Consider the following 12,161-nt stretch of genomic DNA (forward strand, 5'->3'; position numbering starts at 1 on the left):
CAATGTTCCCCCAGAAAAAACCAAACGTTGCAATGGCAAAAAAACTACTCGCGCCGCAGCAGGATTGCCGTCAGCGCTCCTCGACGATCCGCCCGTCCACCAGCCGGATGATGCGCTGCATCCCGGCGGCCAGCTGCTCGTTGTGGGTCACGATCACCAGGGAGATCCCGGTGCTCTTCTGGATCGAGTAGAGGAGCGTGTGGACCTCCTCGCTGGTCTTCATGTCCAGGTTGCCGGTCGGCTCGTCGGCCAGGAGCAGACGGGGCGAACGGACCAGGGCGCGGGCGATGGCCACCCGCTGCTGCTCGCCGCCGGAGAGCTCGCCCGGCCGGTGGGTGATCCGGTGGGAGAGCCCCACCTCCCCCAACAGCTCCTTGGCCCTCGGCTCGGCCGCCGCACGCTTGTCGCCGCCGATCAGCATCGGCATCATGACGTTCTCGAGCGCCGTGAACTCCGGCAGCAGGTGGTGGAACTGGAACACGAAACCGATGGAGCGGTTTCTGAAGGCAGCCAGCGGCTGGTCGGAGAGGTTGAAGATCTCCCGGCCGTCGAAGGTGACCTTCCCGGAGGTCGGCCGGTCGATGGTCCCCATCACGTGCAAGAGGGTGCTTTTGCCGGCCCCCGAGGGGCCGACCAGGGCGATGGTGTCCCCCCCCTTGACGTCGAGATCGATCCCCTTGAGGACCTCGACCTTGGTCCCGTTGCCGTAGGACTTGTAGAGGTCCCTGACCTCGAGGAGGTTACTCATAGCGAAGCGCCTCCGCCGGGGCCATCCGCGAGGCGGCCCACGAAGGGTAGAGGGTGGCGACGAACGAGATGACGATGGCGGTCACGCTGATCAAAAGGACGTCGGAGGGGATGACCTTGGACGGAAAATGGTCCAGGTAGTAGATGTCCTTGCTGAAGAGCTCGAAACCGGTCACCTTCTGGATCACCGTAACGATCGGCTCCAGGTTGAGCGCCACCAGAAGTCCCCCGAGCACGCCGATCGCCGTCCCGAGGACTCCTATGATCACCCCTTCGAAGATGAAGATCCTCATGATGCTGCGGCTGGTCGCCCCCATCGACTTGAGGATGGCGATGTCGCGGGTCTTCTCCATGACCACCATGAAGAGCGTGGAGGCGATCCCGAAGGCCGCCACCAGCACGATCAGGGTGAGGATGATGAACATGACGCTCTTCTCGGTCTTGAGCGCGAAGAGGATGTTCTTGTTCATCTGCATCCAATCCCGGGCGTGGTAGGGAGGGCCCAGCTCCTGGTCGATCCTGGCGGAGAGCTGGCCGGTCTTGTAGACGTCGCGCACCCTGAGCTGGATGCCGGTCACCACGTCCCCAATCCCCAGAAACTGCTGCGCCTCGCCGAGCGACACGTAGGCCAGGGTGGAGTCGTACTCGAACATACCGGTGTTAAAGATCCCGACCACCTTGAAGCGGCGCATCTTGGGCATCATCCCAAGCGGCGTTATATTCCCCATCGGGGAGATCACGTCGATGGAATCGCCCACGAAGAGCCCGAGGTTCTTGGCGAGCTCCTTGCCGATCACGAGCCCCGGCGTCTTGGCGGTCATGTCGTCCAGGGCGGTAAGGTTCCCCTCCACCATGGACTTGTGGAGGTTGGTGACCTTGGCGTCGGTCGCCACCTCGACCCCGCGGAGCACCACGCCGGAGACGTTCTTGCCGGAGGAAAGCATGACCTGGTTATAGATGAAGGGGGTGGCGGCGACGACGCCGTCCATCGACTCCACCTTCTTCAGGAGCTTCTGGTAATCCTCCATCGGACCTTCGCTGTTGAGGATCACGATGTGGGCGTTGGTCCCCAGGATCTTGTCCTTGAGGTCCTCCTCGAAGCCGGTCATCACCGCCAGGACGATGATGAGGGCCATGACGCCGAGCGCCACGCCGGCCACCGAGATGAGGGTGATCAGCGAGATGAAGGTCGATTTGCGCTTGGCCTTGAGGTATCTAAGCCCAATGAAGAGCTCGAAGGGCATCTACTTTGCCTCTTTACGGAGTTGCGGGAACAGGATGACGTCGCGGATGGACGGGGAGTCGGTCAGGAGCATGACCAAGCGATCGATGCCGATCCCCTCGCCGGCGGTCGGCGGCAGCCCGTACTCCAGCGCCCGGATGTAGTCCTCGTCCATGAAGTGGGCCTCTTCGTCCCCCTTGGCCTTGGCGGCCACCTGGGCGAGGAAGCGCTCCTTCTGGTCGCGCGGGTCGTTCAGCTCCGAGAATGCGTTGGCCATCTCGCGGCCGGCGCAGAAGAATTCGAAACGGTCGACGTACTCCGGGTCGTGGTCGTTCTTACGGGAGAGCGGCGAGACCTCGGTCGGGTACGAGGTGATGAAGGTCGGCTGCATCAGCTTGGGCTCGGCGATCTCCTCGAAGATCTCGGTGATGAGCTTGCCGTAGCCGATGTCCTCGGTGAGGTCGAGGCCGATCTTCTTGGCGTAGGCGTAGGCCAAGTCGCGGTCCTCGAGCGACTTGGCGTCGATGTCGCCGAAGTGGACGATGGCCTCCTTGACGGTGAAACGCTGCCAGGGGCGCTGGAAGCTGATCGGCTCGCCGCCGTAGGTGAAGTCGAGGGTCCCGAGGACTTCCTGGGCCACGTGGCAAAGGAGCTCCTCGGTGAAGTTCATCAGGTCCTCGAAGGTGGCGTAGGCCTGGTAGAACTCCATCATGGTGAACTCGGGGTTGTGGCGGACGGAGATCCCCTCGTTCCTGAAGTTGCGGTTGATTTCGAAGACCCGCTCGAGGCCGCCGACCACCAGGCGCTTCAGATACAGTTCGGGAGCGATCCTCAGGTAGAGCTGCATGTCGAGCGCGTTGTGATGGGTGATGAACGGCTTGGCTGTGGCGCCTCCGGGGATCGGCTGCATCATCGGAGTCTCGACCTCGAGGAAGTCGTGACGGGTCATGAATTCGCGGATAAGGGAGACGATGCGGGAGCGCTTGAAGAAGACCTCGCGCACGTCGGGACTGACAATGAGGTCAACGTAGCGCTGGCGGTAGCGGGTCTCGACGTCGGTGAGGCCGTGGAACTTCTCCGGAAGCGGCAGGAGCGACTTGGTCAACAGGCGGATGGTATCGCAGTTGACAGTGAGCTCCCCTTTCTGGGTGCGGAAGGGGATGCCGGATACGCCGACGATGTCACCGATGTCGTAATTCTCGAACTCGGCGAACAGCTCCTCGCCAAGGGTGTCCTTTTTAAGGTAGAGCTGGACGCGCCCTTTGCGGTCCTGGAGCTGAACGAAGGCGGCCTTGCCGAAGGAGCGGCGGGCCAGGATGCGGCCGGCCAGCACGAACTGCTGCGGGTTCTCTTCGATGACATCCTTGTCGCCATAGGCATCACGGACGTCGGCCGAGGTGTGTTCGGGTCTGAAATCGTTGGGATACGGGTTGATTCCCGCCTCCCAGAGTGCATCGACTTTGCGCCTTCTCTGCAACAGCAGTTCGCTCAACTCTTCCATATTTTCTTTCAACCTTTCTTCGGTATCTGGGCTGTGGAACAATCCGTCAAATTAGCCCAACAGTTTTAGGCAGTCAAGGGAAAAGGGGCTGAAACCGCCCTCAGCGCGAGGAGAGCAGCGCCCCTTTTTCCGGAGGCAAAATCACCACCCGCACCAGGTGGGGATCTCTTTATTGAGGCATGGGAATTGCCATCGGCTCCAGCAGGTAGGCGACGGCGTTGTTAGGCACCGGCAGGCCGAGCTGCCCCCAGCCGTAGTCCCCCCATCCGTACCAGGTGCCGGCGACCTTGGCCAGCGAACTGTCGCCGACCGCGAGGATGTCGGTGACACCCGGGAACCCCTTGGTGTCTGCGATGGCATTAATCGTTTTGGCCGGCACGGCGTAGGTGATGTTCAGCTCGTTGGTGCCGGTGCCGAGCTGCCCCTTGAGGTTGTATCCCCAGGCGTAGACCCCGTGGTCGGTGAGGGCAAGCACGAACATGGTGCCGGCGGAGATCTTGGTCACGCCGGTCAAGGGATTGCCTGCCGCATCGACTACCAGGGTGGGGGTGGCGTTGGCGGTCGTCGAAGTGTGGCTGTTCCCCAACTGGCCGTAACCGTTGAACCCCCAGGCGTAGACCTCTCCGGTGACGCCGGCGTTGGCGTCGTCCACCACAGCGAGGCTGTAGCTCCCCGCCGCGGCGATATCGGTCACCGTGGTCCCCGAGGGGAAAGCGATCTGGGTGGGGATGGCGACGTTACTGCCGTCCGCCTTTCCCGTCTGGCCGTAGCGCCCGTACCCCCAGCCCCACACCGTGCCGTCCGTTTTGAGGGCTAGGCTGTGCCCCCCACCGGCGACCACTTTTTTGACCCCGGTGAAATTGACGGCGGTATTGGTATTGGGATCCATCACCTGGACCCGCACCGGAGTGGAGGAGGATGCGATGGCGAGGTTGTTGATCCCGAGCTCGCCGTAGGAGTTGTCCCCCCACGCCCAAACGCTCCCCTGGCTGGTCCCGGTGGGAGCAGCCAACGCGAGGGAGTGTACCCATCCTGCCGCGACACCGGTCACCGGGGTCTGATCCAGGATGGTCTGGTTGATCACCAACGAGTGGGGAGTCGGGCTGAATGCGCTGATGCCGGTGGTCGGCGGGTTATCCCCCACGCCGAGCCGCCCGTTGAAGTTGCACCCCCAGGACCAGACGGTGTAGTTACGGAAAGCGAGCGAGTGGTTGGCGCCGGCCGAGTACCCCGAAACCGTGGTCATCCCAGTCGCAGTGGTCACTTGGTGAAAAGAGGAGGACCCGTTGAGAGAGCCATCGCCCAACTGGCCATAGGCGTTATACCCGCTGGCAAGCAGGGTGCCGTTGTTGCCGGGGAGGAAGGTGTGGGCGTAGAAGATGGTCTCGGTGAGGGGGATGGTCTGGGTGGATGAGCTCCCGCACCCGGTGAGGGGAAGGGAGATCAGCGCCGCAAACGCCAGCAGCAGGGCGCTTTGTATGATTTTCATGTAGGTCGGCCTCATTGGGTTAAATATCAGCGGATTTAACTATACCTCTGTGAGAAAGTCAAGGAGGGACTGGTCCATTCGGCAGTTGACACTCGACACCCCTTCAAGGTAAGAATGACACTTCATTTCATAACTTACGGAGGCTGCGAGGCGGCATGGCAATCGAACCAAACAAGGTTATCTACTCCATGATTGGAGTGAGCAAGTTTTATGACAAGAAACCCGTCCTCAAGGATATCTATCTCTCCTATTTCTACGGCGCCAAGATCGGCGTACTCGGTCTCAACGGCTCGGGCAAGAGTTCGCTCTTGAGGATCCTGGCCGGCGAAGACAAGGAGTTCAACGGCAAGACCATCCTCTCCCCCGGCTACACGGTCGGGATCCTGCATCAGGAGCCGCGGCTCGACGAGAGCAAGACGGTACGCCAGTGCGTGGAGGAGGGGGTCCAGGAAGTGGTGGACCTCGTGAACGAATTCAACGAGATCAACATGAAGTTCGGCGAGGAGATGAGCGACGCGGAGATGGAGAAGCTCTGCGACCGCCAGGCGAAGGTCCAGGAGAAACTCGACCACCTGGACGCCTGGGACCTCGACAGCCGGCTTGAGATGGCGATGGACGCCCTGCGCTGCCCGCCGGGCGACACGCCGGTAAACGTGCTATCGGGTGGCGAGAAGCGCCGCGTGGCACTGTGCCGCCTGCTTTTGCAGAAGCCGGACATCCTGCTCCTCGATGAGCCGACCAACCACCTGGATGCCGAGTCGGTGGCCTGGCTTGAGCAGCATCTGCAACGCTATGCCGGCACCATCATCGCCGTCACCCACGACCGTTATTTCCTCGACAACGTGGCCGGCTGGATCCTCGAACTGGACCGCGGCCAAGGGATCCCCTGGCAAGGCAACTACTCCTCCTGGCTGGAGCAGAAGCAGGCCCGCCTCGCTCAGGAGGAAAAGGCCGAGAGCGAGCGCCAAAAAACCCTCAAGCGCGAGTTGGAGTGGATCAACATGTCCCCCAAGGGACGCCACGCCAAGGGGAAGGCCCGCATCACCTCCTACGAGGAACTGCTCAATACCGAGAGCGAGAAGCATGCAAAGGACCTTGAAATCTACATCCCGCCCGGGCCGCGTCTGGGGGGCGTGGTCGTCGAGGCGGAGAATGTCCAGAAAGCTTTCGGCGACAACCTCCTCGTGGAGGGAATGTCTTTCAGGCTCCCGCCGGGCGGCATCGTCGGCGTGATCGGCCCCAACGGCGCGGGTAAATCCACCCTCTTCAAGATGATCACCGGCGAGGAGAAGCCCGATGCCGGCAGCTTCAAGATCGGGGAAACCGTAAAGCTCGCCTACGTGGACCAAAGCCGCGATGCCCTCGATCCCAACCAGTCGATCTGGGAGGTCATCACCGGCGGCCAGGAGCAGTTGCAGCTCGGCAAACAGCTGGTCAACTCCCGCGCCTACGTGGCCCGCTTCAACTTCTCCGGCACCGACCAGCAGAAGAAGGTAGGGATGCTCTCCGGCGGCGAGCGAAACCGCGTCCACCTGGCCAAGATGCTCAAGGACGGCGGCAACGTGGTGCTGCTCGACGAACCGACCAACGACCTCGACGTGAACACCATGCGTGCGCTCGAAGAGGCGCTCGAGAACTTCGCCGGTTGCGCCGTGGTCATCTCCCACGACCGCTGGTTCCTGGACAGGATCGCCACCCACATCCTCGCCTTCGAAGGCGACAGCAAGGTGGTCTGGTTCGAAGGGAACTACTCCGAGTACGAGGAAGACCGCCATGCCCGTCTCGGCACCGCCGCCGACCAGCCCCACCGCATCCACTACCGCCAGCTGACCAGGGTGTAATCACGTCACAAAGCTTGCACAATAAAAAAAGGGACGCCCAAGCGGGTGTCCCTTTTTTTGTAGCTACTTTTTGCCCTCACCCCTTCCCGCTCTTCCTCCCAATCCCGTAGATGACCTCGTAAGTAGCCGGGATGCCGCTCTCGTCCCCGAACTTCCTTCGATAGCTCTCCATCATCTCCAGCATCACCCGCCGCTCCGACAGCCCCTTCCTCGCTACCGGAGCGGTCGTATTGGCGCCGATCCGCTTGATCGAGCGAAGAAGATCCGGAACGTCCGCGTGCCGTTCCACCTCCAGGTCAGAGAAGACGTTGACCGCCGAGAAGCCAGCCTTCTCCATGGAGAAGCGGACATCTTCCGTCGTGAAGAAGTCGAGGCTACGGTCGGGACCGCCGGAAAGGGCCGACCGGTACGACTCGCGCAGCTCAAACAGGGTCTTTTCTCCGAAGAGGGCGAAGCAGAAGAGCCCCCCCGGCAGAAGCACGCGGTTCATCTCGCTGAAGGCATTGTCGAGGGTGGAGAGCCATTGGAAGGTCGAAGTCGAGACGACCAGGTCAAAGGAGGCGGTGCCGAAGGGGAGCCTTTCCGCGTCGGCGTTTACCACGCAGACCTTGCGGTCGGCCAGAACAGCCGAGGCGGCCTGGCACATTCCGAAGGCGAGATCCGCCCCGACCGTCAGCGCATCAGGATAGAGCTCCGCCAGTCTGCCGAGGAGCTTTCCCGTTCCGGAACCGACGTCCAGCAAACGCCGGGGATGGAGCTCTTCCGCCTCGACCATGGCGGCAATCCGGTCCACCACCCGCGGCTGTACCTGCGCGTGGCGGTCGTATTCGGCCGCATGCCGGTGAAAGGAACCGCGCACCTTATCCCTGTCGATAGTGGCGACCATCTAGCTCCCTTGCTCCCCGGACGCCCGCAGGAAGGTCCGGACGATCTCGTTGAAGCGCTCCGGCTGCGTCATGAAGGGCGCGTGCCCGCACCCCGGCATGATCTCCAAGGGCGCATGCGGCATCCTTTGGGCCATGAAGGTTGAGGCCGACGCGGGACAGATGGCGTCCTGCTCTCCGTGTACGAGCAGTACCGGCCGGTCCACTTCCGACAGGCCCATCCTCAGGTCCGCAGTGGAAAGGATCTTGAGCGCCTCGGTGGCGGCCCCCTGGTCCGGGGATTTTCCGTTCATGACGATCTCGTGCACGATCCGCTGGTACCGTGCATTGTCCATCTCCCCTTCCACGAACATCCCCTTGAAAAAATCCCCCATGGTCTTCGCGTAATCCCGGCGCAACCTGAGCCCCAGCCCCTTCACCTCGTTCGGTGCCTGCCCGTAGGGATACCCCTCGTCGGTGGTGAAACGCGGGGTGCCGCCGATCAGCACCATCGACGACAGGCGATCGCGCAGCTTCGGGAACGCCTGCAGAGCGACCTGCACGCCGAGCGACCAGCCGACCAGCACCGCATCGGTCAGCTGGAGGGCGTCGAAGAAGCCGGCCAAGTCGCCCGCGAAATCCTCGAGCGCATAGCCGTTGGCGGTGGCGGAGTGGCCGTGTCCACGCTGGTCCAGGAAGACCAGCCGGCCGCAGTCCACGAGCTCCCGCTGGAAATGCCATACCCTGCCCGACATCGCCCAGCCGTGCACAAAGACGATGGGCCGCCCGCTGCCGATCTCCTCGTAATTTAGGGTTGCCTGTGAAAGTTCTATTAAAGGCATGATGCTCCTGTCCCTCCCCTTCAACGGGAGGGCGGGGGTGAGGATGGGGTTATTCTGTTACCCCGAGTTCCCTACCAACCTTGCCGATGGCCTCGGCGGCCTCCTCCAGTTCGGCGGTCTCGTGGGTGGCCATGATGGTGCAGCGCAGCCGGCAGCTCCCCTGGGGAACGGTTGGTGGGCGGATCCCCTGGACGAAGATCCCCTGCTCCAGGAGGCGCCGAGTAAATTCCATGGTGGCCTCGGCCGGTCCAACCCGGATCGGGATGATCTGCGTCTCGCTCCCCATGGTATCGAAGCCCGCCGCGGCGATTCGTTGCTTGAAGAGAGAAACATTCTCCCGCAGCCGGCTCCTCAGCCGCGCCCCCTCCGGTGAGTCCACCAGCTCGATTGCGGCCAGCGAAGCGGCCAGCACCGCGGGGGGAAGCGAGGTGGAGAAGATGAAGCTGCGGGATTTGTTGACGAGGTACTCCCGGATTTCCCGCGAGACAGCGGCATAGGCCCCGAAGCTGCCGAAGGCCTTTCCAAGCGTTCCCATCTGGATGTCGACGCCGTCCATGACGCCCAAAAGTTCCGCGCTGCCGCGCCCGGTCTCTCCGAGCACGCCGCAGCCGTGGGCGTCGTCCACCATCAGCAGCGCATCGTAGCGCCTGGCCAGTTCGACCAGTTTCCTCAACGGTGCAATGTCCCCGTCCATGCTGAAGACACCGTCGGTGACGATCAGCCTCCTCCCCTTCCCTCCCCTTTCCTCCAGAAGACGCTCCAGCGCTGCCATGTCGCAGTGGGGATAACGGTAAAAGGAGGCGCGGGAAAGGAGGGCTCCGTCCACGATGCTTGCGTGGTTCAGCCGGTCGGAGAAGATGGCGTCCCCGCGGCCGACCAGGGCGGAGACAATCCCGGTGTTGGCGGCATAGCCGGAGTTGAAGAGGAGGGCGGTCTCGCTCCGCTTGAAGGCGGCTATGCGCGCCTCGAGGATCTCGTGGAGTTCCATGGTCCCCGAGACCAGCCGCGATGCACCGCTTCCCGCCCCGAGACTGGCCCCCTCGGCGGCGGCCCTTTTCAGCAGCGGATGATCGGCAAGCCCGAGGTAGTTGTTGGAGCAGAGAAGGAGAACCTCCTTTCCCTCCAGTTCCACCCGGCTCCCCTGGGCACCCCGGATGATCCGCAAATCGCGGTAAAGCCCCTCGGCCCGCAACGATTCAAGCTCTTCTGCGTATCTCCCCATGATCCCTCCTCGGCCTGATGAAGGCCGGACCTCTGTTTTTAACACAGGCGGGGCCACCCGTCAACCGGTCGAGCCAAAGCGGTTAACGACTAGAGGGAAGAGGAAACTAGGTCGATCACGGTGATTTCAGGGGGAGCGAGGACGCGGACCGGAGGCCCCCAGGTGCCGGTGCCGCGGCTTACATAGAGAAACGAGCCGCCGCCGACCTCGGAAAGCCCCATCTTTGCCGGATATGCCAGGTGGGTGAGCAGGTTGAAGGGGAAGATTTGCCCCTTGTGCACGTGGCCGGAGAGCTGCAGATCGAAGAGCCCCACCGCCTCCCTCTCCACCGCCGGGCGGTGCTTGAGGAGGATCGTGTAGCGTTGGGGAGCATGGCCGCGAAGAAGGAGGTGATCGGTGGCCCCTTTGCCTCCACGGGAAAGGGCAGGATCGTCGACCCCGGCGATGGTCAGGCAGTCCCCTGCCTCGACCGACTCCTCGCGCAGCAAACGGAAACCGCCGTGCTCGGTGAAGGAGGAGGAGGGAGCGGCCCCGGCAAAGGCCTCGTGGTTACCGAGCACGGCATACTTCCCGAGGGGCGGCTGGAGCCGCGCGAGCTCATGGTCCAGGAAGCGGAGGCCGTCCTTCTGTCCGTCCACGAGGTCGCCGGTGCTGACCACCAGGTCGGGCTGCAACCGTTCGATCTCCGCGAGGATCCGCTCGAGCCTCTCCCGGCCGACCATCAGCCCCAGGTGAACGTCCGAGACCTGAACGATCCGGATTTTCTCCCCCGCGGGGATCTTGCCGCTGGCCAGGGTCACCCTCTCGATTTTCAGGGAGCGGGCCTCGAAATAACCGTACACGGTGGAGGCCAGGGCGACGCCCGCCGAAACCGCGATTACCACCGGTCCAGAAATGCCAACCGGCTGCCCCCAAAGCCGGCCCGCCAGGGCCAGCACTCCGCGCAGCAGGTCCATAACCATCGAGGCGCTCAGGAAAAGGAAGAAAAAGCCCATCCAGAGATAGCCGAGATAGCCGGTCACCTTGGCCGCCGTCTCGCAGCCGAAACGCTCCAGCGTCCTCACCAGGATGGGGGCCAGCACCATGACCAGGGCAAAGAGCGCGGCCAGGGCAGGAAACGGGGGGGAGAGATGGAAGGTGTGTACCGTACGGGAGAGCAGGTAAAGGTGGGCACCGCCATAGATGCAGAAGTAAAATACAAGAAACAGGAGCATTAACCGTCACCTCGCAAGAGATGCGGCCACTTTACCACACACACGCCCGGCAGGCGATGTAAACAAGTTGACCTGGCACCATGCCACGGCCTGCTGCCGGATAAGCCCCATCCCGGTCCCATGGGGGCTTCCGTGAGCCTCACCCCGCCAGGGTGGTGGCCGGGATCGAGGCGGGGGCGCGGACGGTCTCCACGTAGGGGGGAGCGGGACGGAAAGGCAAGGCCAGCATCTCTCCCAGCGTCACCTGCCGGGGATCCTGGCAATCCGGCACCCCGAGGGTCAGGCCGTCCTGCGGCACGTTGAGCCGGATGGTACCATGGAGATAGTCCGGCCAGCTGAAGATGGTCGACCAGTTGGAATCGGTCTCGGCACGGACGATGGAGTGATGGATGCCGTGCATGCGCGGCGTGACGATCAACCGGCAGAGCAGCCGCTCGACCGGGAGGGGGAGCCGCAGGTTGGAGTGGTGGAACATGATGGCCAGGAGGGTGAGGGTCTGCCAGAGAGCCAGGGAAAAGGGGGAGATGCCGAGGAGGGCGATTTGGGCGGCCCGCCAGGGTACCGACAGGATCAACTCGCCGGAGTGGAAGCGGAGCGCAGTGCTGGCGTCAAGGTCCAGGTCGGCGTGGTGGGCCTTGTGGAAGCGCCAAAGGAACGGGACCTTGTGGGTCAGGTAGTGCCAGATGAAAAGGGTGTAGTCGAGCAGGAGCACGGAGAGAATAACCTCCGCCGCCACCGGAAGCCTCACCAGCTTCAACAGTCCCAACTGCTTCCCTTCCACCGCCAGGGTCAGCCGGGTCACCACCGGCTTCTCGGCCAGCGAAACGGTCGTCCCCGCCAGCAGGGCGATGGCGCCGTTTCTGACATCCCGGGCCAGCTTCTCCTGTCGGGTCCTTCTCAGGGGGCGAGCCAGTTCAAGGCAAGTGACGGCGGCGAAGGTTCCGAAAATCAGGGTGGCGTTGAGCCAGCCGGGAAGTTGTCCGGTCATGGTGCGCGATCTGCGGGACACGTTGAACTCCTTTCGCTATTGATCTTGCGGGCGGCGGTGGCGGATCCCGGTCACTCCTGCAGGGAGTCAGCTGGTACCGCGTGTCAGGCCAGGGGGAAGCCGTGCCGCCAAGGGAATGGATGCCCCCCATTGTAGCTTCCCGCCCCCCGCTGTCAATTCGGGGCCCTTCGGCGAAGACCTCCCGCATGCTCCCCTTCTTGACCACGCAAAC

10 protein-coding genes are annotated in these 12,161 nt (G+C 63.1%); 1 reads left to right on the top strand and 9 read right to left on the bottom strand.

The features are described 5' to 3' along the window. Nucleotides 1-70: 70 nt before the first annotated feature. The 4 genes from L4X63_RS14610 to L4X63_RS14625 form a co-directional block, all read right to left on the bottom strand. A complete protein-coding gene (locus tag L4X63_RS14610; protein ID WP_250679382.1) occupies nucleotides 71-748 on the bottom strand; it encodes an ABC transporter ATP-binding protein in 678 nt (225 codons plus the stop codon). After that, a complete protein-coding gene (locus L4X63_RS14615) occupies nucleotides 741-1,991 on the bottom strand; it encodes a lipoprotein-releasing ABC transporter permease subunit (RefSeq protein WP_250679383.1) in 1,251 nt (416 codons plus the stop codon). Before L4X63_RS14615 ends, L4X63_RS14610 begins: the two co-directional genes overlap by 8 nt. Further along, on the bottom strand, nucleotides 1,992-3,470 hold the full coding sequence (gene lysS, locus L4X63_RS14620) for a lysine--tRNA ligase (RefSeq protein ID WP_250679384.1): 1,479 nt from the start codon (nucleotides 3,468-3,470) through the stop codon (nucleotides 1,992-1,994). It abuts the gene before it with no gap. A 169-nt stretch (nucleotides 3,471-3,639) separates the two neighbouring features. Continuing rightward, a complete protein-coding gene (locus tag L4X63_RS14625; RefSeq protein WP_250679385.1) occupies nucleotides 3,640-4,959 on the bottom strand; it encodes an RCC1 domain-containing protein in 1,320 nt (439 codons plus the stop codon). Between the two features lie 155 nt (nucleotides 4,960-5,114). Here L4X63_RS14625 and ettA point away from each other — a divergent pair, with 155 nt between their 5' ends. Next, the gene (gene ettA, locus L4X63_RS14630) at nucleotides 5,115-6,800 is read left to right on the top strand and encodes an energy-dependent translational throttle protein EttA (protein WP_250679386.1); all 1,686 of its coding nucleotides are present in this window, start codon (nucleotides 5,115-5,117) and stop codon (nucleotides 6,798-6,800) included. A 76-nt stretch (nucleotides 6,801-6,876) separates the two neighbouring features. Here the strand turns inward: ettA and bioC are convergent, their stop codons facing one another. From bioC to L4X63_RS14655, 5 genes are all read right to left on the bottom strand, one after another. Further along, nucleotides 6,877-7,686 (bottom strand): malonyl-ACP O-methyltransferase BioC, encoded by an 810-nt coding sequence (gene bioC / locus L4X63_RS14635; protein ID WP_250679387.1) that lies wholly within the window; start codon nucleotides 7,684-7,686, stop codon nucleotides 6,877-6,879. After that, a complete protein-coding gene (locus tag L4X63_RS14640; RefSeq protein WP_250679388.1) occupies nucleotides 7,687-8,505 on the bottom strand; it encodes an alpha/beta fold hydrolase in 819 nt (272 codons plus the stop codon). It abuts the gene before it with no gap. A 49-nt stretch (nucleotides 8,506-8,554) separates the two neighbouring features. Then, nucleotides 8,555-9,727 (bottom strand): 8-amino-7-oxononanoate synthase, encoded by a 1,173-nt coding sequence (gene bioF / locus L4X63_RS14645; RefSeq protein ID WP_250679389.1) that lies wholly within the window; start codon nucleotides 9,725-9,727, stop codon nucleotides 8,555-8,557. A gap of 89 nt (nucleotides 9,728-9,816) precedes the next feature. Continuing rightward, nucleotides 9,817-10,941: a metallophosphoesterase gene (locus L4X63_RS14650; RefSeq protein ID WP_250679390.1), complete on the bottom strand. Its 1,125-nt coding sequence runs from the start codon at nucleotides 10,939-10,941 to the stop codon at nucleotides 9,817-9,819. A gap of 139 nt (nucleotides 10,942-11,080) precedes the next feature. Next, a complete protein-coding gene (locus L4X63_RS14655; RefSeq protein WP_250679391.1) occupies nucleotides 11,081-11,950 on the bottom strand; it encodes a sterol desaturase family protein in 870 nt (289 codons plus the stop codon). Nucleotides 11,951-12,161: the final 211 nt, after the last annotated feature.

The sequence above is a fragment of the Geomonas sp. Red32 genome (assembly GCF_023652955.1).
Classification (GTDB): domain Bacteria; phylum Desulfobacterota; class Desulfuromonadia; order Geobacterales; family Geobacteraceae; genus Geomonas.

Excerpts from the sequence above, each read along its gene's own strand:
- L4X63_RS14615 (WP_250679383.1), bottom strand. The coding sequence starts at position 1,991 with ATGCCCTTCGAGCTCTTCATTGGGCTTAGATACCTCAAGGCCAAGCGC.
- L4X63_RS14610 (WP_250679382.1), bottom strand. The coding sequence starts at position 748 with ATGAGTAACCTCCTCGAGGTCAGGGACCTCTACAAGTCCTACGGCAAC.
- lysS (WP_250679384.1), bottom strand. The coding sequence starts at position 3,470 with ATGGAAGAGTTGAGCGAACTGCTGTTGCAGAGAAGGCGCAAAGTCGAT.
- bioC (WP_250679387.1), bottom strand. The coding sequence starts at position 7,686 with ATGGTCGCCACTATCGACAGGGATAAGGTGCGCGGTTCCTTTCACCGG.
- bioF (WP_250679389.1), bottom strand. The coding sequence starts at position 9,727 with ATGGGGAGATACGCAGAAGAGCTTGAATCGTTGCGGGCCGAGGGGCTT.
- L4X63_RS14640 (WP_250679388.1), bottom strand. The coding sequence starts at position 8,505 with ATGCCTTTAATAGAACTTTCACAGGCAACCCTAAATTACGAGGAGATC.
- ettA (WP_250679386.1), top strand. The coding sequence starts at position 5,115 with ATGGCAATCGAACCAAACAAGGTTATCTACTCCATGATTGGAGTGAGC.
- L4X63_RS14650 (WP_250679390.1), bottom strand. The coding sequence starts at position 10,941 with ATGCTCCTGTTTCTTGTATTTTACTTCTGCATCTATGGCGGTGCCCAC.
- L4X63_RS14625 (WP_250679385.1), bottom strand. The coding sequence starts at position 4,959 with ATGAAAATCATACAAAGCGCCCTGCTGCTGGCGTTTGCGGCGCTGATC.